Raw genomic sequence first — 22,671 nt, forward strand, 5'->3', positions numbered from 1 at the left:
GCGGGAGAAACTCACGACCGTGTACCCGAGAGGTTCAGGGACTCGTCTGCAAAACGAGTTACGCCGGTTCGATTCCGGTCACGGTCTCGGTCCGTCCCGCCTTCGGGCGGGCGACCCATGGCAGCGCCCATGGCAACAGGGAACGGGTCCGGCCGTCCCCCTCCGGCGGAAGGGGGGCGGCCGGGCTTGCGCCGTCCGGAGGCCGTCGCGCTCTGCTGCGGCCGGTGCACTCAAGACGCTCAGGACCGATGCGCGGGTGGTACGCCCCCTTCCGCCGGGCGCCCAGGCGACCCGTACCCCCTACTCCACCCTCGCCTCCGCCGCCCGCGCCACCACCGCGTCCACCGTCTCCGCCGGTGTCAGCCCGGCCGAGTCCAGCCAGAGCCCGGTCCTCGGGGTCTCCGCCCTCAGCAGCGCGTCCATGCCCTCCGGGGTCCAGCCCAGTCCGTAACCGGTCTTCGGGCGCTGCTCCTCCCGGGCCGCGACCACCGACGCGTGCGGGGCGAGCACCACCACGTACAGCGGGCGGGTGCGGACCAGCGAGACGAACGCGGGCAGCGCCGCCCCGATCACGATGTCCTGGACGACCGCCGTCCAGCCCGCCTCCGTGTACAGATCGGCGGTGTGCGCGGCGATCCGGTGGCGGAGTGCGAGCTGTTCCAGCACCTCCGCCCGGCCCGCCTCGTCCGTGCCCATGTCCGCCCGGCCGGACACCAGCATCCGCCGGAACGCGTCGCCGCGGACGTGCGCGGACCGGGGCAGCCGCTCGGCCAGCGCCTGGGCGACGGTGGACTTCCCGGCGGCCATGATGCCCGTGACGAGGACGACGGAGGGTACGGGGCCGAAGGGGGCGTGGCGGTGATCGGTCATGGGGCGACGCTATGCACGGCCCCTGGCCTTCTCCACGGCATTTCCAACGGCGCCCGGATTACGTGTGCGCCACCGCCGCCTGCGGGCGGATCGGGAGGCGGTTGACCGGGCGGCCCGTCGCCGCGCGGACCGCCGCCGCCACCGCCGCCGGAGACGTCACCACCGGCACCGCGCTCACGGGCTTCGCGCCGAAGGAGGCGACGACGTCCCGCTCCTCCACCAGCTTCACGATCCGGATATCCGGCGCGTCGAGCGCCGTCGGCAGCGGGTAGCCGGTCAGATCGGGGCGGCGGACGACGCCGCGGTTGGTGCGGAGGTTCTCCGTCAGGGCCGTACCGACGCCGAGGGTGACGCCCGCTTCGATCCGGACCGCCAGCTGCGCCGGATTGAGGATCCGGCCGACGTCCTGGGCGACCGCCATCTCCACCACCCGGACCGCGCCCAGCTCGATGTCGACGTCGACGACCGCGCGCACCGCGCAGAACGCCAGACCGACGAAGGCATCGCCCTGACCGGCCTCGTCGAGCGGTTCGGTCGGATGCGGGCGGCACTGCGCCGTCGCCCACAGCTCCTTGCCCTCCAGGGCCTCCGCGACGGTCACCGAGAGCACCCCGTCGTACGAGGTGATCTTGCCGTCGGCGATCTGGAGCAGCTCCGTGGACATGCCGAACTGGTGCGCCAGGGGCTGGAGGAGCTGCGTACGGACCATCTTCGCGGCCCGCTCCACCGCGCCGCCCGAAACCCAGGTGTGGCGTCCGTGGCAGGAGGCGCCCGCCGGGGGCTGGTCGGTGTCGACGGAGGCGATGTGGACCTCGTCGACGCCGAGGGTCTCCTGGACGATCTGGCGGGCGAGCGTACTGAATCCGGATCCGGTCTCGACGGCCGCGCAGATGACCGTGGCAGTACCGTCCTGGACCTTGACCGTGGCCGTGGACACCTCGTCGGTGCCCTCCGCGCCCAGCATATGGACCATGCCGAGGGCATAGCCGACACCCCGGCGGACGGCGGCGGGCTCGCCCGCGCCCTCGGGGCCGCCGGGCAGCAGCCAGTCGTCCTCGGGCGAGTCCTTCGGCAGCGCGGGGAGGGGATGGTCGCGTACGGCTTCCAGCAGTTCGGCGACGGGCGCCGGGCAGGTGACCGTCTGGCCGGTGGGCAGGATGTCGCCGGTGGCCAGGACATTGCGGAGCCGGACGTCGGTGGGGTCCATGCCGAGCTTGTTCGCCAGCTTGTCCATCTGCGCCTCGTAGGCGGCGCAGACCTGCATGGCGCCCTCGCCGCGGACATGGCCCGACGGGGGGTTGTTGGTGCGCACGGCCCAGCCCTCGATGAAGGCGTGCGGGACGACGTAGGGGCCGCAGGCGAAGGCGACGGCCGCGGCCAGCGACTCCGACGAGGAGTCGGCGTAGGCGCCCGCGTCCAGCAGGAGCTGGGCCTCCACCTTCACCAGCCGGCCCTCGGTATCGGCGTGGTGGCGGTAGCGGAGCAGGGTGGGATGGCGGTGGGCGTGCCCGAGGAAGGACTCCTCGCGGGTGGCGGTCAGCTTCACCGGGCAGCCGGTGCGCAGCGCCAGCAGGCCCAGCGGAAGCTGGAAGCCGGGGTCCTCACGGTCGCCGGTGGCGCCGGGCACCCCGGTGACGACGATCTTCACCCGGTCCGGTTCGAGGCCGAAGCAGGAGGCGGCCAGATCGCGGTCGGTGTGCGGGTCGGTGGAGGCGACGTACAGCTCGACGCCGCCGTCCGGGCGGGGGACGGCGAGTCCGGCCTCGGCGCCGATCGGCGCGGGGTCCTGGCGGCCGATGCGGTAGAGACCCTCGACGACGACCTCGCCGGTGACGTCGGGGTCGCCGTAGCGGAGCGGGATATGCCGGATCAGATTGCCGTCCGGGTGGAGCGGCGGTGCCTCGAAGGCGAGTTCGGGGTCGGTGACGGGCTCCAGGACCTCGTACTCGACGGCGATGGCGGCGGCGGCCAGCCGGGCGGTGTCCGGGTGGTCGGCGGCGACGGCGGCGATCGCCTCGCCGTGGTGGCGGACCAGTTCGGCGGCGAAGACCGGGCGGTCGGCGATCCGGCGGCCGTAGGCGGCGTCACCCGGGATATCGCGGTGGGTGATGACGGCCCGGACGCCCTTCATCCGCTCCGCGGCCGAGGTGTCGACCGAGGTGATCCGGGCGTGCGGATGCGGCGAGCGCAGGATCGCGGCCCACAGCAGGCCTTCGGCCCAGAGGTCGGAGGCGTACGGGAAGGTGCCCTCGGTCTTGGCGCGGGCGTCGGCCGGGGGCAGCGAGGTGCCGAGGCCGTGGGGCGGCGGCCCGGGTACCGGTTCGGGGCCGGGTCCGGAGACCGCTGCCGTCCGGGGCGTCGCGGTGGTGGTCGCCGTGGCGTCGCTGGTCACGCCATGCCTCCGTCATGGGGGTGGGGCTGCACACTACCCGCGCCGGGCGGCGCCTGGTGCGGAATGCGGGCTTCCGGGCCGGGGGTCTCCGCCGGGGATCCGGCGCCCTCCTCCGCCGCCGCGGCGCTCGCCTCGCGCTCGGCGACGACCTGGTGCACGGCGTCCAGCACCCCGCGGTAGCCGGAGCAGCGGCAGAGGTTGCCGCAGAGCGCCTGCCGGGTCTCCAGGTCGGTGGGGCGGTGGTTGCCCTCCAGCAGATCGTGGACGGTCATCGCCATACCGGGGATGCAGAAGCCGCACTGGACGGCGCGCTGTTCGGCCAGGGCCCGCTGGACGTCGGAGAGTTCGCCGTCGGCGGCCAGCCCCTCGACCGTACGGACCTCGGTTCCGGCGGCGGTCGCGGCGGGCACCAGGCAGGAGGCCACGAGCCGGCCGTCGACCTGGACGTTGCAGGCTCCGCACTCGCCCTGGGAGCAGCCGTCCTTGGCGCCCGCGAGGCCGAGGCGCTCGCGGAGCACGTACAGCAGGGACTCGCCGATCCAGGCGTCGGTGACGGGCCGGTCGGTGCCGTTGACGCGCAGGACGTACGAGGTGGGCGGGTGCTCCTCGAATTCGGCGAACACCGGCTCGGGGGCGGGTTCGGCGGCGGGCTCCGGATGGGGGTCGGCCGCGGCCTCCGGCCCGCCTTCCGGCTCCGGTACGGGTTCAGGACCGGGCTCGGGCGCAGGCTCGGGCGCGGAATCGGGCGCGGAATCGGATGCGGCGGCCGGGGCTTCGGCGGCAGGCTCCACCGCGGCTTCCGGCGCGGTTTCCCGGCCGGCCTCCGGACCGGCCTCCGGTTCCGGTGCGGGGTCGGGCGCGGGGGCCTCGGCGGCCGGCGGATGGGCCGGGTGTCCGGCCGGCTCCTCGGCGGCGGGCGCGGCGGGCTGCGGCACAACGGGCCGGCCCGCGGGGTCCGCGGGCTCGACCGGCGGGGCGAAACCGGCGGGGCCGCTGTGCTCGACCGCCTCGGGATGCGCGCCCGTTTCCGGGTGGGCGACGGTTTCCGGTGCTTCCGGGCGCGTGGCCGTCCCGGGGTGCGCGACCGCCTCCGGGTGCGCCCCCGTCCCGGCGTGCGGATGCGGCTCCGGCGCCCACGGCGCGGACGCGCCGCCCGGCAGGGTCGCGGGCGCCCCCGAGGCCCAGGGCGCCTCCGTGGCGCCCGGGAGGGTGTCCTGGGGGGGCGCGGGCGCGTGGGCCTCCCGCGCGGGCGCGTGCGGGGCCGCGGGCGCGTGCGGGGCGGGGGCGTGCCACTGCTGCCCCTGGAGCATGGCGGGGGTGTACTCGCCGGTCTCCTCGGGGAGGTCCCCACGGGCGACCGGAATCGTCCACTGCCCGGTGACATCGGTCGCGGGCCCGGCGCCCTGCCCGCCCGCGGCGTCGTGGAAGGCCCACTGGCCGGTGGCGTGCGGATCGTGCGGCCGGTGCGGAGCGTCCGCGTAGGGCGCGGCGGGCTCGGGCCAGCCGCCGTGCGGCTGCCCCGGGGCATGCCCGTGGCCGTGGTCCTCGGGCAGCCGGGCCTCCGGCGGCACCTGGGGATCGGCGACGGGCGTCAGCGGCAGGATCATCGGCGGTACGTAGCCGTGCCCGGGTGCCTCCAGCGGCGCGGCGTGCAGCGCGTCCTCCGGCGGCAGTTGGACGAACGCGGTGGCCTCGTGGTCGAACGCGCCCTGGGGCATGGGCTGCCAGCCCCCGTGGCCCGGCTGCTGCGGGTACTGCGGATGGTGCCCCTGGTGCTGGTGCTCGTGTTCGTGTTCGTGTTGCCCGGGGTGCTCACCGCCCCGCACCCGGTGGTCGTCGGCCGTGTTGTCGTCGGTGCCGTTGATGCCGTTGATGTCGTTGGAGCCGTTCACGACAGCGCCCTCCCCAGTGCACGCCGGGCCAGCGCGGCGACCGTGCGCCGCAGATGCAGTACCGCGGGCGACAGCACCTGCTGTTCCTCGCCCGCGGCGGCCGGTTCCGGATCCGGGATGCAGGCGGCGGCGACGTACTCGCCGAAGGCCGCCAGTGCCTCGGCCGCGAGCCCGCGCTCGCCGTCCCAGTCGATCAGCGACGCGATCCAGCGTTCGGCCTCCAGCGGGCGGAGCGGCATCGGCGCGATGGCGCCGACGGCGCAGCGCACCCCGCGCCGCTGCGGATCGAGGACGACCGCGACCGATGCGGTCGCCCGGCCGGGACCGGTGCGTCCGGTGGCCTTCAGGAAGACCTGGGGCGCGTGGAGCAGCGGGACCCGGACGAAGCCGATGAGTTCGGCGGGCCCGAGCAGATCGCGGCCGGTCAGCAGATGGGCGACGGGGATCTCCCGGCGGATGCCGCCGGGGCCCGCGATGATCAGCTCGGCCTCCAGGGCGGCGAGCACGGGCAGGGTGTCCCCGGTGGGTGCGGCGGAGGCGATATTGCCGCCGAGCGTGCCCGCGTTGCGGATCTGCGGCGGTCCGGCCGCGCGCGCGGATGCGGCGAGCGCGGGGATCAGCGCGGCGAAGTCGGGCCGCCCCATGCGCGCGTGGGTGAGTCCGGCGCCGAGGAGGGCGTGTCCGCCGTCCTGGTAGCGCCAGCTCCGCAGCTCGCTGATCCGGCCGAGGCCGACGAGTCCCGCGGGCCGCAACTGGCCCCGGTTGACCGCTGCCATGAGGTCGGTGCCGCCCGCGACCGGTACGGCCGCAGGCATGGCCGCCAGCGCAGCCACGGCTTCGTCGAGCGAACCCGGCAGCGTCACCGACTGCGATGTCCGCGGTGCGTGCGTGGTCACCTAGCTGCCCCTTCCCGGTGTACCGGCGTCCCGCCTGTGTTGCCGTACCGTACGTGCTCACAGCCCGGACGTGGCAACTCTGGCACATCTTCCGGACCGACCGGCGGGAGGGTCCGCGAAGGGCCCGTCCACGACAGATGCCACCTTTACTACCCCGATGCACCCCTTTCACCCGCGCCATCCGGCATCCCCCGCGGAGACCGAAATGGCATGGCACGCCCGGCAGTAGCCGAAACAGGCGTTCCCGGTGGAGAACTCCCGTTCCGCCCACCGCGGCGTGCCCTCCCCGGTGCGGGTGGAGCGGCCGGGCCCGTACGGCGGCCGGAAAGCCCGGAAAGCACCGCCCGAGCCGTGTTCCGGTGGGCGAGGCCGTGGCGGCGCGAACCGGGTGAACCCGGCGGACCGGCCGGGCTGTCGGGGCATGCCGACGGGGCCGGGCGCGGGGACACAGCCCGGCACCCGGCCCCGTTCACGGGCTCCGGCACCGACGGCGTCACACGTTCGGCGGGGCCCCTTCGATCGGACGGCCCTTGATGCCCGGACGCTTCTGCCAGGGCAGCGGACCGGCGGGGCGCCGGTAGTCGACGCCGAGCGCCTCAAGCCGCGGATAGTGCGCGCCCATCCGGCCCTCGAATCCGGCCCAGTCCCGGTCCGCCGGGGCGCCCAGCGGCGACCAGGCGACCTCGGCGAAGGCCGCGAGCCGCGGGAAGACCTGGTAGTCGATGCGGGAACGGTCCTGCATGACCTCGGTCCAGACGTTCGCCTGAGTGCCCAGGACCCGGGCCGCCGCCTCCGGTTCCAGGCTCGGCGGAACGGGCTCGAAGCGGTAGACGTCCTCCAGGGTGCGGACGTAGCCGATCGGCATCGGCTCGTCCGGCCCGCCGTGCTGGCGGTGGTCCAGATAGACCTGCTGCTCGGGGCACATCACCACGTCATGGCCCGCCCGCGCGGCCTCGATACCGCCCCCGTAGCCGCGCCAGGAGGAGACCGCGGCGCCCGGTGCGAGCCCGCCCTCCAGGATCTCGTCCCAGCCGATGAGCCGGCGGCCGCGCTCGGCCAGCCAGGTGTCGAAGTGGCGGATGAACCAGGACTGGAGGCCGTCCTCGTCGCCTACGCCCAGCTCCGCGATCCGGGCCTGCGCCGCCGGGGACGCCTTCCACTGGTCCTTGGGGCATTCGTCGCCGCCCATGTGGACGAAGGGCGACACCTCGGCCGGGAAGAGGTCCAGGACCTCCTCCAGCACGCCCTCGTAGAACCGCAGGACGTCCTCGGTGGGGGCGAGGACGTTCGGGCTGACGCCCCAGTCGCCCCACGGCTCCAGCTTCGAGGTGTCGAGGACATCGGTGTTGCCGAGTTCCGGATAGGCGGCGATCGCGGCCTGGGAGTGCCCGGGGAGGTCGATCTCGGGCACCACCCGGATATGCCGCTCGGCGGCGTACGCGACGATCTCCCGGATGTCGTCCTGGGTGTAGTAGCCGCCGTACGGCTTCTCGTCCCACAGCTCCGAGGCCCGGTGGCCCCACTTCGTCCGCGGCCGCCAGGCGCCGACCTCGGTGAGCCGGGGGTGGCGCTTGATCTCGATACGCCAGCCCTGGTCGTCGGTGAGGTGGAAGTGGAAGACGTTCAGCTTGTGGGCGGCGATCAGGTCGAGCATCCGCAGGACGTCGCTCTTGGCGGTGAAGTGCCGGGACACGTCGAGCATCAGCCCGCGCCAGCCGAACCGCGGCTCGTCCGCGACGGTCTGCGCGGGGATCGCGGGGATCGCCGATCCGGCGCCCGGCGCGGCCCGGAAGGCCCCCGGGCCGAGGAGCTGGCGCAGGGTCTGGGCACCCCAGAACACCCCGGCGCCGCTGCCGCCGCGGATCTCCACCCCGATGCCGGCGGTGACGGTCAGGCGGTACGCCTCGGGCGCCAGCTCCGCGTCGACGACGAGCGTCACCGTGTTGGGCGCCCCGGCCGGGCCGGGCGGCAGCGGCAGTCCGAGGGCGCCGCCGACGGTGCCCCGCAGCCAGCGCTCCGTGGTCTCCGTACCCGGGCCCGCGGCGAGCGCGGTGGCGGTGTCGGCGGTGAACGTCCCGCCGTCCGGCACCGCGGTGACGGACACCGGGGCGGGGATCAGTCCGGCGGCCCCCACGGGCCCCCCGGAACCTGCCGTACGCTCTCCGGCTCCCGCCGTCGCTGCTGTGTCGCTCATACCGTCTTCAGCCTTCCTCTCGGATCGTCTCGGGTCGTCTCGTGTCGGGTCGCTCGGGCCGGTTGGGGTCGTCCCGGCGGCGCCGGTTCCTTAGGCCCCCTTTTTGCCCCCCGCTCCCCCGGTACCGCTCAGTCCTTGACCGCGCCACCCAGTCCGGAGACCAGCCGCCGCTGTACGAGTACGAAGAAAATCAGCACCGGGATCGTCATCACGGTCGACCCGGCCATGATTCCTCCCCAGTCGTTCTCGTCCGGTTTGAAGAAGACGAGCAGCGCCATCGGCAGCGTCGACTGGGAAGTGTCGCTGATGATGAACGACTTCGCGAAGAGGAAGTCGTTCCAGGTGGAGATGAACGAGAACACACTGGTGGCCACGAGACCGGGGAACACCAGCGGGAACAGGATCTGCCACAGGAAGCGGGTACGGCTGGCGCCGTCGATGTACGCGGCTTCCTCCAGCGCCTCGGGGACCGCCTTGACGAATCCCCGGAGCATCCAGATCGCGAACGGCAGGGAGAACGCGATATGCGGCAGGATCAGCGACCAGAGGGTGTTGAGCTGCCCCAGATCGCGCATCAGGAAGAACATCGGAATGGTCAGCGCTTCGATCGGGACCATCTGCGCGACCAGGAACATGATGAGCAGCGTCGTACGGAACTTGAAACGGAAGCGGGTGACCGCCGTCGCCGCCAGGAAGGCGATCAGCGCGGACGCCAGGACGACCGCTCCGGCCACCATCAGGCTGTTGAGGAAATACCGCCCGAATTCCTGCTGCTCGAAGACCCGGCGGAAGGAGTCCAGGGACGGATTGAGCGTCCAGGGCTTGGCGTCGGTGGACTGGATCTCGCCCGCCGGTTTGAACGCCGACAGCACCATCCAGTAGAGCGGAAAGGCCACCACGACGGCGATGAGAACGGCCGAGATCTCGGCGGCGAGCCGCCAGGGGCGGCGGATCAGCGGCCCCCCGCGGCGGACCGCAAAGCCGCCTCCCGCCTTCCCGGCCGCCCTTCCGGCCGCCTTCCCGGCCGGCTTTCCGGCCGCCTTCCCGGACACCGTTGCGGAGTCCGTGCCGGGGGCCTCGTCCGGCTCGTTCGCGGGAGCGTTCACGGTGCTGCTCACAGTTCTTCTCCCTGGCGTCGCATGAGCCGCAGATAGACGAGCGTGACGGCCAGCAGAATCAGCAGCATCACGACGCCGATGGCCGAGCCCAGGCTGTACTGCGAGGAGGCGAAGGCCTTCTGGTACGCGTACACGTTGAGGACGAGATTCTGTCCGGCGATACCGCCGCCGGAGGTCATCACATAGATCTGGGTGAAGACCTTGAAGTCCCAGATGATCGACTGGATGGTGACGACCACCAGAATGGGCCGGAGCATCGGCGCGATGATCGAACGCCAGATGCGCCACTGGGAGGCGCCGTCCAGCGAAGCCGCCTCCAGCACCTCGGAGGGGATCGCCTTGATGCCCGCGTACACGGTCACCATGACGAACGGGAACGAGCACCAGACGACCTCGAACAGGACGAGGGCGAATGCGCTGTACCGGTCGTACGTCCACGAGTGGTCGCCGAGCCCGAGCAGCCGGTTCACCGGGCCGTAGTCCGGGTCGAAGAGGAAGACCCAGACCGTGGAGCCGGTGATCGCGGGGGTCGCCCAGGCGCCCAGCGCGGCCATCATCAGCAGCAGCCGGGGCAGCGCCCGGATCCTGGTGAGCAGGACGGCCAGGGCGCAGCCGACGGCCAGGGTGGCGATCACACAGGCGGCGGCGAAGACCACCGTCGCCAGCAGGACGTCCCAGAACTGCCGGTCGGAGAAGAGTTCCTGGTAGTTGCCCAGCCCCTTGAAGGTGGTGGGTTCACCGCCGCTGACCTGGGCCTGGGTGTACTCGAGGAAGGAAATCAGGCCGAGCTGGTAGATCGGGTAGACCAGCAGTCCGGCGAGGACGACGAGCGCGGGCGCCAGATACAGCCAGGGCGTCCACCCGCTGCCGCGCCGCCCCGCGCCGCCCCGCCGTGTGCCGGTCCGGCCGGACCGGCGCCCGTCCGGGGCGCCGGCCGCAGCCGGGGCGGCGGTCTTCACCGCGCCCGGCTCCGCTGTCGCTTCGTGCGTCATATCGGTGTGCTCTCCGGTTCCGTCGGGGTCCGGTCCGGTCAGCCCGCGGCCGAGAACGCGGCGTCCATCTTCTTGGCGGCGTCGTCCGCGGCCGTCGCGACGTCCTTCTTGCCGCTGACGATCTCCTGGAACATCGTGGGCAGCACCGTGGAGGCGTCGATCTGGCCCCAGGCCGAGGAGGCGGGGACGAACTTGGCCCCGGAGGCGAGCGTGTCGACGAACGGCTTGACGAAGGGCTCCTTGGCGGCGACCTCGTTGCGGACGTCGGTGTAGGTCGGCAGGAAGCCCATGGCGTCGAAGAGCTTGCGCTGGATGTTCTTGTCCGCGAAGGACTTCATCAGGTCGACCGCGAGGGTGCGGTGGGAGCTGCTCTTGAGGACACCGATGTTGTTGCCGCCCGCGAAGGCGGGGGCGATCTCGCCGGACTTGGTGCCGGGCAGCGGGACGACCGCGTACTTGCCCTTGACGGCACCGGCCTCGACGGCCGCGTGGCTGAAGTCGCCGCCGATGGCCATGGCGGCGGTGCCGGAGGCGAAGGCGGTGACGGTGGCGTTGCCGCCCATCGTCGCGCACTTGGCGGCGGGACAGTTGTCGTCGCCGAAGAGGGACGTGTACGCCGTGATGCCCTTCTTGGCCTCGGCGCTGTTGATCGCGGCCTGGTACTTCCCGCCGCTCTCGGTGGCTATCTCACCGCCGTTGGACCAGATGAACGGCATCGCGCCGTAGAGGTAGGTGCCGCCGACCGCGAGACCGTACATCTGCGGCTTGGCCTTGCGGATCTGCTTGGCCGTCGCGATCAGCTCCGCCTGGCTGGTCGGCGGCTTGAGGCCCAGCTCCTTGAAGACGTCGGTGCGGTAGTACAGCGCGCGGACGCCGACGAAGAAGGGGGCGCCGTAGACCTTGCCGCCGACCGTGACGGACTGCTTGGCCGTCGGGTCGGTGTCCTTGGCGTCGGCCCACTCGCCGAACTCCTTGGACACATCGGCGAGCCCGCCGTCCTTCACATAACCGGCGGTGTCCGTATTGCCGTACTCGATCACGTCGGGCGCGCTCTTCGGGTCGTTGAAGGCGGCCTTGATGCGCTGGGCACGGGTCTCGACCGGGATGTACTCGACCTCGACCTTGGTGTCCTTGTGCTTCTTGGTGAAGCCGGCGATCGCCTCGTCCACGACCTTCTTCTTGGGGTCGTTGTTGACCTCCTGGAACAGCCAGACCCGCAGCGTGCCGGACTTCTCGTCCTTCGACGAGCTGTTGTCGGAGGTCTGGGGGGCGCAGGCGGTGGCGGTGAGGCCGGCAAGGACGAAAGCGGTGACCGGTACGGCGATGCGGGAGCGGAGCTTCATTGGCGGTCCCTCGGAGAGAGTGCGAAGCGCGTTGCGACATATGCAACGCGTGTTTCGTGCTGCACAACACCGGTGAACATAGAACGGCTCAAACGCATCGACAAGTGGTCTCAACCACTCTGTGACCGGGCGAAGCATCCTGTGCAACGGACGACAAAAACCCCGGAAGACAGCAAAAACGGCCCTGGGGGCACGCGAGTCGCGTGCCCCCAGGGCCGTGAAGAAGGTTTAAAGCCGCCGCGGAAGCGGGCCCGGGTGGGCCGAAATCACCCCCGGCGATGCTCCGATCATGGCCGGATTCCGACCCCGATCGGGCCTTACTCGCCGTACGCCGTACCCGCTGCACACACCGCCGCACCCGTCCTGCGCCCGGACGGCTCCCGGCGCCGGACCGACCGGAAGCCCGGGTGCCGACCAAGGCGGACCGGAGCGGACGGAGCAGACCGGCGAGGGCCGGGCCGGCCGGCGAGCCGGGATACCGCAAGGAATCCGCACGGAATCCGGGCGGGATCCCGGATCACGTCCGGAAAACGGCCTACTTCTTGTCCTTGCCGCCCTTGTCGCCGCCGGGCCCCATGGAGTCGTAGATCTCCTTGCAGAGAGGACAGACCGGGTACTTCTTGGGGTCGCGCCCCGGCACCCAGACCTTTCCGCACAGCGCCACCACGGGAGTGCCGTCGAGGGCACTCGCCATGATCTTGTCCTTCTGGACGTAGTGGGCGAAGCGCTCGTGATCGCCGTCGCCGTGGGACAACTTCGGCGTCGGCTCTACGAGGGTTCCCGTCCCTGTCCCCTGCCCGGGCTCAAGAGTGCTCATGAACTCCAAGGGTACCCGGGTCCCGGGCCGGGGAAGCGCCATCCCCAAGGCCCGTACGGCACCCGGACCGCGGTACGGCCGGACCCCGGCCGGACCGTCAGTTGAGGGAGGGGTCGTCCGGATACGTCGCGAACATCGCCAGCTCGCTGCGCTGCCGTCGCAGCACCGCCCGCCACAGCTGCTCCGGCCGCGGCGACGACACATCGCCCGGTTCGGACTCCACCACGTACCAGGCGCCCTCCTCCAGCTCGGTCTCCAACTGGCCGGGGCCCCAGCCCGCGTACCCGGCGAAGATCCGCAGCGAGCCGAGCGCCGCTCCGACCAGCTCCGGCGGCGCCTCCAGATCGACCAGCCCGATCGCCCCGTGCACCCGGCGCCAGCCGAGCGGACCCTCCTCGCCGGGGATGACGGCGATCCCGAGCGCGGAGTCGAGGGAGACGGGGCCGCCCTGGAACACCACCCCGGGCTCCCCCGCGAGGTCCTCCCACGGCCGGAGGATGTCACCGACGCCGACGGGCGTGGGCCGGTTGAGGACCACGCCGAGGGAACCCTCCTCGTCGTGGTCGAGCAGCAGGACGACCGCGCGGTCGAAGTTCGGATCCGCGAGGGCGGGGGTGGCGACGAGCAGTCGCCCGGTGAGCGAGGACACCTCGGCCATGCGGGCAATGATCCCGCATCGGCGCCCGCCGCGGGACCCGGCCCCGGTGGTGACGCTCCGCCACGATGGGCCGACCGAGGGTGCTGTACCCGAATCATGACCTGTCCGGCCCTCCCCGCCCTGACCGGGCAGGGGCACCGGCCCCTTACCCTTTTCTCTGGCCCCCTGCCCGACCACTCCGGAACGCGAGATTCATGACCGGCACAGACGATGTACTGCTTGTCCACGGCGGAACCCCGCTGGAGGGCGAGATCCGCGTCCGCGGCGCCAAGAACCTGGTGCCGAAGGCGATGGTCGCCGCTCTTCTCGGCAGTGAACCGAGCAGACTGCGCAATGTGCCCGACATCCGCGACGTGCGGGTGGTGCGGGGGCTGCTCCAGCTGCACGGGGTGACCGTCCGCCCCGGCGACGAGCCCGGTGAACTGGTCCTCGACCCGACGTATGTGGAGTCCGCCAACGTCGCGGACATCGACGCCCACGCGGGTTCGTCCCGGATCCCGATCCTCTTCTGCGGACCGCTGCTGCACCGGCTGGGCCACGCCTTCATCCCCGGCCTCGGCGGCTGCGATATCGGCGGCCGGCCGATCGACTTCCACTTCGACGTGCTCCGCCAGTTCGGCGCGAAGATCGAGAAGCGGGACGACGGCCAGTATCTGGAGGCCCCGCAGCGGCTGCGCGGCTGCAAGATCCGACTGCCGTACCCCTCGGTCGGCTCCACCGAGCAGGTGCTGCTGACCGCGGTCCTCGCGGAGGGCGTCACCGAACTGTCCAACGCGGCGGTCGAGCCCGAGATCGAAGACCTGATCTGCGTCCTGCAGAAAATGGGCGCCATCATCTCGATGGACACCGACCGCACGATCCGGATCACCGGTGTGGACCGGCTCTCCGGCTACACCCACCGGGCGCTGTCGGACCGGCTGGAGGCCGCGTCCTGGGCCTCCGCGGCGCTGGCCACCGAGGGCAATATCTACGTCCGCGGCGCGCAGCAGCGGTCGATGATGACGTTCCTCAACACCTACCGCAAGGTGGGCGGCGCGTTCGAGATCGACGACGAGGGCATCCGCTTCTGGCACCCGGGCGGCTCCCTCAACGCCATCGCCCTGGAGACGGACGTCCACCCCGGTTTCCAGACCGACTGGCAGCAGCCGCTGGTGGTGGCCCTCACCCAGGCGTCCGGGCTCTCCATCGTCCACGAGACGGTCTACGAGTCCCGGCTGGGCTTCACCTCCGCGCTCAACCAGATGGGCGCCCATATCCAGCTCTACCGCGAATGCCTCGGCGGCTCCGACTGCCGGTTCGGCCAGCGCAACTTCCTGCACTCGGCCGTCGTCTCCGGCCCCACCAAGCTCCAGGGCGCGGATCTGGTCATCCCGGACCTGCGGGGCGGCTTCTCGTATCTGATCGCGGCGCTGGCGGCCCAGGGCACGTCCCGGGTGCACGGTATCGACCTGATCAACCGCGGCTACGAGAACTTCATGGCCAAACTGGGCGATCTCGGCGCGAAGGTGGAACTGCCCAAGGCGGGTTCGCTTCTGTAATCCCGTCGGACCGTTCTGCGGCCGGGGCGCTCCTCCTCCAGGGGGGGGCGCCCCGGCCTTTTGCGTACGGGCGGCTCCCGGCCGCCTCCGTACAGCCGCGGGCGGCGCGCAGGACCAGGTATGCGAGGGGGCCGGCCGGACTGCTCCGTACGGGTGTACGGGCCTGCGGCCTGCGAAATCCCGGCACCGGCACGGCAACGACACGGCGGTGGCACCGGCACCGGCACGGTGGTGGCGCGGTGGTGGCGCGGGCAGTGCGTGCGCATGTGCCCACCCGGCCTCGGGCACCGGCCGCGCGGGTACGCGAAGGGGCGGTCACCAGGCCCTGGTGACCGCCCCTCGATGCCGTTCGGGCCGTTCGGCCGGAAGGGTTACTTGCCCTTGGCGGCTTCCTTCAGCTTCGAGCCCGCCGAGACCTTCACGCTGTAGCCCGCGGGGATCTGGATCGGGTCGCCCGTCTGCGGGTTGCGCGCGGTGCGAGCGGCACGGTGGGTGCGCTCGAAGGTCAGGAAGCCGGGGATGGTGACCTTCTCGTCGCCCTTGGCGACGACCTCGCCGACGGTCTCGGCGAGGGCGGCCAGCACGGCGTCGGCGTCCTTGCGGGTCACCTCGGCGCGGTCGGCCAGCGCGGCCACCAGCTCACTGCGGTTCATGTTCTTACTCCCGTGTTTCTTTTGCCTGTGAGGCGTGAGATCGAAGCCGATGCTGCCAGGGCCCTCCGACAGTCCACCGGTCAGGGGGTCCGTCAGCGGCCCCGCCCTGTCCGGTGGAATCTCCCCAGGGACGCGGGTCCTCGGAGCAGCATCCTGCCTCCACCAATGGCGGGAACGCCAATCCGGCACCCTCCTGGATCACACGAAAAGCGCCACCGGCCCGCCGTGGTGACGTTGCGTCGACACGGCGGGGACGCAACGCAGCCACGCGGGCCCATGCTTCCGGCCACCCTAGATCGGGGGCAGGCGCGCCGCACCCCGCGACGCGCCGAAGACCCGAGGTCAGACGGGGGTGGCAGCCGTCACATCGGCGGCCGCGGCCTTGGCCGCGGTCCGCACGGCGCCGGCGACGGCACCCGCGACCTTGTCGTTGAAGACCGAAGGAATGATGTAGTTGGGGTTCAGCTCGTCCTCGGTGACGACGTCCGCGAGGGCCGCCGCGGCGGCGAGCATCATCTCGGTGTTGACGGTCCGGGACTGGGCGTCCAGCAGACCGCGGAAGACGCCCGGGAAGACCAGCACATTGTTGATCTGGTTGGGGAAGTCGGAGCGGCCGGTGGCCACGACGGCGGCGGTACGGCGGGCGACGGCGGGGTCGACCTCCGGGTCCGGGTTCGCGAGCGCGAAGACGATGGCGTCGTCGGCCATCGCGGAGACGTCCTCGGCACCGAGCAGATTGGGCGCGGAGACGCCGATGAAGACATCGGCGCCGACCACGGCCTCCTTGAGGGTGCCGGTGGCGCCTTCGGGGTTGGTGTTGTCGGCGATCCAGCGGAGGGCGGAGCCCGGCGCGGCGTCGACCAGGTCGTGGCGGCCGGCGTGGACCACACCGTGGATATCGGCGACGACGGCGTGCTTGACCCCGGCGGCGATCAGCAGCTTGAGAATGGCCGTACCGGCGGCGCCGGCACCGGACATGACGACCCGTACATCCGAGACGGCCTTGCCGACCACGCGCAGCGCGTTCGTCAGCGCGGCGAGGACCACGATGGCGGTGCCGTGCTGGTCGTCGTGGAAGACGGGGATGTCGAGGGCCTCGCGCAGCCGGGCTTCGATCTCGAAGCAGCGGGGGGCGGAGATGTCCTCCAGGTTGATCCCGGCGAACCCGGGCGCGATCGCCTTGACGATCGCCACGATCTCGTCGGTGTCCTGGGTGTCGAGGCAGAGCGGCCAGGCATCGATCCCGGCGAACCGCTTGAAGAGGGCGGCCTTGCCCTCCATGACCGGCAGGGCGGCCTTGGGGCCGATATTGCCGAGACCGAGTACGGCGGAGCCGTCGGTGACCACGGCGACGGAGTTCCGCTTGATGGTGAGGCGGCGGGCGTCCTCGGGGTTCTCGGCGATGGCCATGCAGACCCGGGCGACGCCGGGCGTGTAGATCATCGAGAGGTCGTCGCGGTTCCGGATCGGGTGCTTCGACTGCATTTCGATCTTGCCGCCGAGGTGCATCAGGAAGGTCCGGTCGGAGACCTTCCCGAGGACGACGCCCTCGATGGACCGCAGGCCCTCGACGATCTCGTCGGCGTGCGCGGTGGAGGTGGCCGCGATCGTCACGTCGATCCGCAGCTTCTCGTGCCCGGAGGCGGTGACATCGAGGCCGGTGACGGATCCTCCGGAGGATTCCACCGCCGTGGTGAGCTGGGAGACCGCGGTTCCGCTCGCGGGCACCTCCAGCCGGACCGTCATCGAGTACGAGACGCTTGGCGCCGTTGCCATGGCCGGATTCCTCTGCTTTCCCTAGCTCTGTCGCTCCACCGCCGAGGTCGCGTACGGGACGCTGGCCTCGGCGGCGCACTCCGATGGTCGCACCTACCTGCCAGTAGCAGGTAATAGTGGTCGTATTGTTTTTGGAAACACACTTCCGTGATACGGGATTCCCGGTGGGGTGCGGGGGTTCCCATCCGCCGTTCCGCCCCCGCCACGCCCGGGAAACGCGATCAGGCCCGCGCCCCGGAGGGACGCGGACCTGATCCGATGAACTAGCAGCACCGACCCGCCATGCTCGCCTCGCGGCAAGTGGTCGCTCGAAGCGACGAAGGTTGGGCCCGGGGGCTTGGATCGAGCCGGTGCCAACCCCAAGGCTAACAAACGGATCGCGGTTCGCAGCCGGGTCGCCCCGACCGATCCGCCGACCGGGGCAACCGCCGTGGGTCCGGTCCCCCGGGACGGCGTACCTCAGTCGCGCAGCAGCTCCGGAACGCCCGCCGCGTCCGGCTCGTCGGCGTCCGCCGTCACCACCGTCAGCTCCCGGGTCGCCCGGGTCAGCGCCACGTACAGCACCCGCAGCCCCGCCTCGCTGCCGCCCGCGATCTCCGCGGGCGCCACCACGATCGACGCGTCGTACTCCAGGCCCTTGGCCTCCAGGGACCCCAGCGCGACCACCCGGTCCCCCAGCCCGGCCAGCCAGCCGGCCGCCTCTTCGCGGCGGTCCATCGCGACGACCACGCCGACGGTCCCGTCGACCCGGCCCAGCAGCCGCGCGGCTTCCGCCCGTACCACCGCCCCCAGCTCCCCGGCGCCCGGCGAACCGTCCGCACGGGCGAACCGCGGCTCCACCCCGGTGGACCGCACCGCGGACGGGGACTGCGCCCCCGGCATGGCCCTGGCCAGCACCTTCGCCGCCAGCTCCGCGATCTCCGCCGGGTTGCGGTAGTTCACGGTCAGTTCGAACCGCCGCCGCGGGCGGGTGCCGAGCGCCTCGTCCCTGGCCGCCGCCGCGTCCTCCGGCTCCGGCCACGACGACTGCGCGGGATCGCCCACGACGGTCCAGGTGGCGTGCCGTCCGCGGCGGCCGATCATGCGCCACTGCATGGGCGTCACGTCCTGCGCCTCGTCGACGATGACATGGGCGTATTCGGTACGCTCCGCCGCCAGCCGCTCGGCCCGCTCGCGCTGGGTCTCCTCGCGCCGCGGCATCAGCTCCTCCAGGCCGGTGAGCTGGTCCAGCGGGTCGTACTCCCGCTTCTTGCGGGGCCGGGCCGGAGTGCCGAGCAGGGTGTGCAGCTCGTCGAGGAGGGCGACGTCGTGCACCGACAGCGGGCCGCCGCCGTCCGCGCCCACGCGCTTCAGGGAGCGGGCGACCCGGCGGACCTCTCCGGGGTTCAGCACCCGGCGCGCCCACCGTCCGAGCCGCCGCTCGTCGGCCATCGCGGCGAGCACCGCGCGCGGGGTCAGCTCCGGCCACCAAGCGTCGAGGAAGGCGGCGAAGGAGTCCTCGCCGGTCACGTCCTCGTCGAAGGAGGAGCGCAGTTCGGCCGCCAGCTCGGGGTCGGAGTGCCGTCCGGCCGAACCCGAACGGGCGTACAGCGCGTCCAGCAGCAGTCTGCGGGCCCTGGGACGCAGCAGATTGACCGGGGCCGTACCGCTGAGGACGGTTCCGCGGATGCGCTTCAGTTCGGCGGCGTCCAGCTCAAGACGCCGGCCGAAGGCGACGACCCGCAGCAGATCCGTCCGTACCGGGGCGGGGGTGCCGTTCTCGTCATCGCCGTCGCCGTCGTCGTCCCCGAAGGCGAGCTGCCCCTGCTCCGTCCCGCGTCCGGCGGCGGGCGGCAGTTCCAGGGCGCCCCGGGCGGCTTTGCGGAGTACGGCGGCCATCCGGGACGAACCCTTGACCCGGGCCACCGCCGGATCGTCGTAGACCGTCGCATCGGCGCCGTCGACCAGACTGCCCACGGCGCGGATCGCGACCTGCCCCTCCTCACCGAGGGACGGCAGCACGCCCTCCGTGTAGGCGACCAGCAGCGGCGTCGGAGAGACGATCAGGATGCCGCCCGCGTACCGCCGCCGGTCCTGGTAGAGCAGATAGGCCGCCCGGTGCAGGGCGACGGCGGTCTTCCCGGTGCCCGGACCGCCCTCCACATAGGTGATCGACGCGGCGGGCGCCCGGACCACCAGATCCTGTTCGGCCTGGATGGACGAGACGATGTCCCGCATCGTGTGGCCGCGGGCCCGCCCCAGCGCGGCCATCAGCGCGCCGTCGCCGATCGCGGCCAGCTCCCGGCCGCCGAGGCTCGCGGTCAGCTCCGGGCGCATCAGATCGTCCTCGACGCCGAGGACCCGGCGGCCCTTGGAGCGGATCACCCGGCGGCGTACCACCCGGCCCGGATCGACGGGGGTCGCCCGGTAGAAGGGCGCGGCGGCGGGCGCCCGCCAGTCGATGACCAGCGGCGCGTACTCCTCGTCGAGAACACCCATCCGGCCGATGTGCAGCGTCTCGCCGATATCGGCGGTGTTGTCGGGGCGTACGGCGTCGTCCGCGGGCTCCACCGAGGTGTAGGCGCCGTCCGGGCCGCGTTTGCCGTCCTTGCCGTACAGCAGGTCGATGCGGCCGAAGAGGAAGTCCTCGTACTCGGCGTGCAGACGGTTGAGATGGACCCCGGCCCGGAAGACCTGGGCATCGCGCTCGGCGAGCGCGCCGGGGGTGCCGACCTGGCCGAGCCGGGCGGCGTCGTGCATCAGGAACTCCGCCTCGTGGATCTTCTCCTCCAGGCGTACGTACACCCGGTCGAGATGTTCCTGTTCGACGGCGATCTCCCGGTCGCGGACGGAGTCACCGGCCGTTCCCTGGTCCGTACCGGTGATTCCCTCGCCGGTATCGGCGGCCGGGTCACCGGCCGTGTCCGCAGCGGCATTGTGCCTGGCCACCGAGGCCCCCTTCTGACGTGCACTGGGCAGCCGTCAACCGTACGCGAAGGGGAGCCTTCTGTCAGGCGCCGGTCAGGCGTCTATCTCGACCAGTTTCTGGTTGTCGAAGGTACGTACCTCGAAGCGGTCGATGTCCGCGCGGTCCATCGCGGCCCCGCCGTGCACGTACAGCGGGGCCTTGGAGGCGTCCGAGGGGCCGTCCGGGATGCCGTAACCCCATCGGGGGACGGACCAGGAGGTGATGACCTCCTCCTCGCCGGTCTTGGACACGGCGACAAGATTGCACTTCAGGGGCCCCTTGACCCCTTTCAGTTCCAGCACCGCGTGCGTCCCCCAGCCCTTCTTCTCCAGGCCGACGGCCGCGGACACCCGGGTCGTGGGATCGGTCGCGCGGATCTTCTCGGGCATATGCCGGAAGAAGGCGTCCTCGGCCGGGAAGGCGGGGTGGGCCGCCACGCCCCCCTTCGGCGCGTCGCCGTCCCGGATGAGCGCATACGTCGTCACGGGGACGGCGACGACCAGCGCCGCGGCGGCCGCGACCAGATACCGGCCGCGCCTGCGCCGGGCGGCCCGCTGCCCCGCGACCTCGTCCAGCACCCCGCCGAGGATCCGGGGGCCCGGCGGTCCCGGCAGCACGGGCAGGGACCGGAGCGGCGGAGTCGCTGCCGCCGGGGGCCCGACTCGGCGGAGCTGGGGGGAGGCGGCGGGCGGGACGGGGGCGTCGGCCAGGGCGGCCAGCATCGGTTCCAGTCCGGAGAACTCCTCCACATGGACCGCACAGATATCGCATCCCGCCAGATGCGCCTCGAACGCGGAGACGTCCGCGTCGTCCAGGACCCCGAGCACATACGCCCCGACGGCGTCGTGAATCGAGTCCTGCCCCCGCATGGTCATGCTGTGACCCCCCTCTCTTCCAGTGCGAGCTTCATGGAACGCAGTGCGTAGAACACCCGCGAGCGGACCGTGCCACTGGGTATGCCGAGCGTCTCGGCCGCCTCATTGACCGTACGGCCCTTGAAGTACGTTTCAAGAAGTACTTCCCGGTGCGCGGGCGTCAAATCGTCCAGCGCATCCGAGAGCGTCATCAGCCACAACGCCTTGTCGATCTCGTCCTCCGCGGGCATGACCTCCAGCGGCGACGGGTCCACCTCCTGCGGCCGGGCCTGCCGGCTGCGGTGGCCGTCGATGACGATGCGCCGCGCGACCGTCACCAGCCAGGGTCGGACAGAGCCGGTCGCCCGGTTGAGCTGACCGGCGTTCTTCCAGGCACGGATGAGCGTCTCCTGCACCACGTCCTCGGCCCGCTGGCGGTCGCCCGCGACGAGACGCAGCACATAGGCGAGCAGAGGTCCCGCGTGTTCGCGGTAGAGCGCCCGCACCAACTCCTCGTCAGGCAGTGAGGAGGCATGGCGTGGCTTCGTGCTGCGATGGCGAGCCCTCTGCGGACGGTCATCGGCCACGGCGGCATCCTTGCGCACCTGCAACCTCCCGGTCGAGACCTTGACTTGGCGTCGGCTGACTGCTTGTCCCCGTCCTTTACGGAAGGGAACGCCGAGGCGCTCAACCCGACCGGAAAAAGTTCCCCCGTGGTCCGGCTCGCGTCCGGGGGATCGCCCTTTTTGCCCTTCATTCCTCCGGTGTCCGGCGCCCGCGGAGACGCCGTTCACCAGGCTTTACGTAGGGAGGTGTGAAACGGTTCACCTTGACGCGAAGACGTTCCGGACACGGGGGAGATCCGGTGCCGTGTCACCCTTTGCGCGGTGTCGTGGTGCCCTTTGCCCGGGGCCGTGACGCCTTTGCCGGGCGGGGTGTGGCGCCTTAGCAGGTCGGGGTGTGGCGCCTTAGCAGGTCGGGGTGTCGCGGGCGGATCCCGGAGTCTCTCAGGTACGGGCGAGGGCCGCCGCCCGGCGCCGGTGGCGGGCCACCCGTTCCCGGTTTCCGCAGACCTCGCTGGAGCACCAGCGGCGGCGGCTGCCCCGGGAGGTGTCGACGTACACCCGGCGGCAGCTCTCGCCCTCGCACTGCCGCAGCAGGGCGCGGGCCGCCGGATCGGTGAGCAGTTCGACCGCGTCCCGGGCGACGACGGCGAGGAGTTCGGCGCATTCGGGGGCCCGTGCGAGCGTCCGGACCAGGGCGCCACCGGCGTCCCGTACGGCCCTGACCGCCGGCGGCGCCGCGACGGCCAGGGCGTTCACCCGCTCCAGCGCGGCGGCCGCGGGGGCGGGGCGGCCTTCGATCTCGGCGCGCACCACTTGGGCGAGATGGCCGCGAAGCTCGGTGAACCGCTGGACCCAGGCGGGGCAGTCGGCGGGCAGCGGGGTCCCGGGCGGCACCAGTTCGGCACCGACCAGCCAGCGCCGCAGTCCGCCCGCTCCGGCCAGGGGCTCGTCCCGGGGGCCCGCGCCCGGGGCGGGGTCCTCGGTGGCGACCAGGTCCAGACAGAGCCGTCCGGTGTCGAACCGCCAGGGCCGACCGGCCGGTCCGTCCGCGCCATCCGCCGTACCGGAGCCGGTCACCCGCTCCGCCGGGTCTGCCGCACGTGCCGCCATGCCCCTCTCACCGCCTTGGGGTCGCCGCCGGGTCTCCCGTCCAGAGTGCCCCCGC

The 22,671-nt window shown here is 72.2% G+C and carries 17 protein-coding genes and 1 tRNA gene; 2 read left to right on the forward strand and 16 right to left on the reverse strand.

The annotated features are described in order from the left end of the window. The first annotated feature begins 15 nt into the window (after nucleotides 1-15). Nucleotides 16-87: transfer RNA gene (locus ACIQ9E_RS16235), tRNA-Cys, on the forward strand. Nucleotides 88-300: 213 nt separating this feature from the next. Here the strand turns inward: ACIQ9E_RS16235 and ACIQ9E_RS16240 are convergent. From ACIQ9E_RS16240 to ACIQ9E_RS16285, 10 genes are all read right to left on the reverse strand, one after another. Then, nucleotides 301-870 carry an AAA family ATPase gene (locus ACIQ9E_RS16240; protein ID WP_403707305.1) on the reverse strand — a complete coding sequence of 190 codons (570 nt, stop codon included), beginning with the start codon at nucleotides 868-870 and terminating at the stop codon, nucleotides 301-303. Between the two features lie 58 nt (nucleotides 871-928). Then, nucleotides 929-3,262 (reverse strand): xanthine dehydrogenase family protein molybdopterin-binding subunit, encoded by a 2,334-nt coding sequence (locus ACIQ9E_RS16245; protein ID WP_403707307.1) that lies wholly within the window; start codon nucleotides 3,260-3,262, stop codon nucleotides 929-931. Then, entirely contained in the window at nucleotides 3,259-4,980 is a 1,722-nt protein-coding gene (locus ACIQ9E_RS16250; RefSeq protein ID WP_403707428.1) for a (2Fe-2S)-binding protein, read from the reverse strand. The genes ACIQ9E_RS16245 and ACIQ9E_RS16250 overlap by 4 nt, the downstream gene beginning before the upstream one ends. Nucleotides 4,981-5,150: 170 nt before the next feature. Next, entirely contained in the window at nucleotides 5,151-6,050 is a 900-nt protein-coding gene (locus ACIQ9E_RS16255) for a xanthine dehydrogenase family protein subunit M (RefSeq protein WP_006349046.1), read from the reverse strand. A 493-nt stretch (nucleotides 6,051-6,543) separates the two neighbouring features. Further along, entirely contained in the window at nucleotides 6,544-8,244 is a 1,701-nt protein-coding gene (locus ACIQ9E_RS16260) for a beta-N-acetylhexosaminidase (RefSeq protein WP_403707309.1), read from the reverse strand. Nucleotides 8,245-8,372: 128 nt separating this feature from the next. Further along, entirely contained in the window at nucleotides 8,373-9,200 is an 828-nt protein-coding gene (locus tag ACIQ9E_RS16265; RefSeq protein WP_403707430.1) for a carbohydrate ABC transporter permease, read from the reverse strand. A gap of 158 nt (nucleotides 9,201-9,358) precedes the next feature. Continuing rightward, a complete protein-coding gene (locus ACIQ9E_RS16270) occupies nucleotides 9,359-10,354 on the reverse strand; it encodes a carbohydrate ABC transporter permease (protein WP_403707311.1) in 996 nt (331 codons plus the stop codon). 38 nt (nucleotides 10,355-10,392) lie between these two features. Further along, complete coding sequence (locus ACIQ9E_RS16275; RefSeq protein ID WP_403707313.1) at nucleotides 10,393-11,697, reverse strand: extracellular solute-binding protein; 1,305 nt, start codon at nucleotides 11,695-11,697, stop codon at nucleotides 10,393-10,395. A 535-nt stretch (nucleotides 11,698-12,232) separates the two neighbouring features. Beyond that, the gene (locus ACIQ9E_RS16280; RefSeq protein WP_040916167.1) at nucleotides 12,233-12,514 is read right to left on the reverse strand and encodes a DUF3039 domain-containing protein; all 282 of its coding nucleotides are present in this window, start codon (nucleotides 12,512-12,514) and stop codon (nucleotides 12,233-12,235) included. Nucleotides 12,515-12,611: 97 nt separating this feature from the next. After that, on the reverse strand, nucleotides 12,612-13,172 hold the full coding sequence (locus ACIQ9E_RS16285) for a YqgE/AlgH family protein (RefSeq protein WP_403707315.1): 561 nt from the start codon (nucleotides 13,170-13,172) through the stop codon (nucleotides 12,612-12,614). Between the two features lie 194 nt (nucleotides 13,173-13,366). Between ACIQ9E_RS16285 and murA the strand changes: the two genes are divergently transcribed. Beyond that, nucleotides 13,367-14,710: a UDP-N-acetylglucosamine 1-carboxyvinyltransferase gene (gene murA / locus ACIQ9E_RS16290; RefSeq protein WP_403707317.1), complete on the forward strand. Its 1,344-nt coding sequence runs from the start codon at nucleotides 13,367-13,369 to the stop codon at nucleotides 14,708-14,710. 371 nt (nucleotides 14,711-15,081) lie between these two features. Here the strand turns inward: murA and ACIQ9E_RS16295 are convergent, their stop codons facing one another. The 6 genes from ACIQ9E_RS16295 to ACIQ9E_RS16320 all read right to left on the reverse strand — a co-directional run bounded on the left by ACIQ9E_RS16295 (nucleotide 15,082) and on the right by ACIQ9E_RS16320 (nucleotide 22,616). After that, complete coding sequence (locus ACIQ9E_RS16295; protein ID WP_004571953.1) at nucleotides 15,082-15,363, reverse strand: HU family DNA-binding protein; 282 nt, start codon at nucleotides 15,361-15,363, stop codon at nucleotides 15,082-15,084. Nucleotides 15,364-15,705: 342 nt separating this feature from the next. After that, nucleotides 15,706-17,139: an NAD-dependent malic enzyme gene (locus ACIQ9E_RS16300; RefSeq protein ID WP_006349038.1), complete on the reverse strand. Its 1,434-nt coding sequence runs from the start codon at nucleotides 17,137-17,139 to the stop codon at nucleotides 15,706-15,708. 459 nt (nucleotides 17,140-17,598) lie between these two features. Next, nucleotides 17,599-20,004: a HelD family protein gene (locus tag ACIQ9E_RS16305; RefSeq protein ID WP_403707432.1), complete on the reverse strand. Its 2,406-nt coding sequence runs from the start codon at nucleotides 20,002-20,004 to the stop codon at nucleotides 17,599-17,601. Between the two features lie 135 nt (nucleotides 20,005-20,139). Then, a complete protein-coding gene (locus tag ACIQ9E_RS16310; protein WP_403707320.1) occupies nucleotides 20,140-20,961 on the reverse strand; it encodes a zf-HC2 domain-containing protein in 822 nt (273 codons plus the stop codon). Then, on the reverse strand, nucleotides 20,958-21,551 hold the full coding sequence (locus ACIQ9E_RS16315) for a sigma-70 family RNA polymerase sigma factor (RefSeq protein WP_078902341.1): 594 nt from the start codon (nucleotides 21,549-21,551) through the stop codon (nucleotides 20,958-20,960). Before ACIQ9E_RS16315 ends, ACIQ9E_RS16310 begins: the two co-directional genes overlap by 4 nt. A gap of 396 nt (nucleotides 21,552-21,947) precedes the next feature. Beyond that, nucleotides 21,948-22,616, reverse strand: a complete 669-nt coding sequence (locus tag ACIQ9E_RS16320) for a CGNR zinc finger domain-containing protein (protein ID WP_403707322.1) — start codon at nucleotides 22,614-22,616, stop codon at nucleotides 21,948-21,950. Between the last annotated feature and the right edge of the window lie 55 nt (nucleotides 22,617-22,671).

It is taken from the genome of Streptomyces sp. NPDC094448, assembly GCF_044763775.1.
Lineage (GTDB): Bacteria > Actinomycetota > Actinomycetes > Streptomycetales > Streptomycetaceae > Streptomyces.

Bases quoted from the DNA above. Each gene is read 5' to 3' on its own strand.
- ACIQ9E_RS16280 (WP_040916167.1), bottom strand. From the start codon at position 12,514: ATGAGCACTCTTGAGCCCGGGCAGGGGACAGGGACGGGAACCCTCGTA.
- ACIQ9E_RS16240 (WP_403707305.1), bottom strand. From the start codon at position 870: ATGACCGATCACCGCCACGCCCCCTTCGGCCCCGTACCCTCCGTCGTC.
- ACIQ9E_RS16275 (WP_403707313.1), bottom strand. From the start codon at position 11,697: ATGAAGCTCCGCTCCCGCATCGCCGTACCGGTCACCGCTTTCGTCCTT.
- ACIQ9E_RS16320 (WP_403707322.1), bottom strand. From the start codon at position 22,616: ATGGCGGCACGTGCGGCAGACCCGGCGGAGCGGGTGACCGGCTCCGGT.
- ACIQ9E_RS16295 (WP_004571953.1), bottom strand. From the start codon at position 15,363: ATGAACCGCAGTGAGCTGGTGGCCGCGCTGGCCGACCGCGCCGAGGTG.
- ACIQ9E_RS16310 (WP_403707320.1), bottom strand. From the start codon at position 20,961: ATGACCATGCGGGGGCAGGACTCGATTCACGACGCCGTCGGGGCGTAT.
- ACIQ9E_RS16270 (WP_403707311.1), bottom strand. From the start codon at position 10,354: ATGACGCACGAAGCGACAGCGGAGCCGGGCGCGGTGAAGACCGCCGCC.
- ACIQ9E_RS16260 (WP_403707309.1), bottom strand. From the start codon at position 8,244: ATGAGCGACACAGCAGCGACGGCGGGAGCCGGAGAGCGTACGGCAGGT.
- murA (WP_403707317.1), top strand. From the start codon at position 13,367: ATGACCGGCACAGACGATGTACTGCTTGTCCACGGCGGAACCCCGCTG.
- ACIQ9E_RS16300 (WP_006349038.1), bottom strand. From the start codon at position 17,139: ATGGCAACGGCGCCAAGCGTCTCGTACTCGATGACGGTCCGGCTGGAG.
- ACIQ9E_RS16250 (WP_403707428.1), bottom strand. From the start codon at position 4,980: ATGCCCCAGGGCGCGTTCGACCACGAGGCCACCGCGTTCGTCCAACTG.
- ACIQ9E_RS16285 (WP_403707315.1), bottom strand. From the start codon at position 13,172: ATGGCCGAGGTGTCCTCGCTCACCGGGCGACTGCTCGTCGCCACCCCC.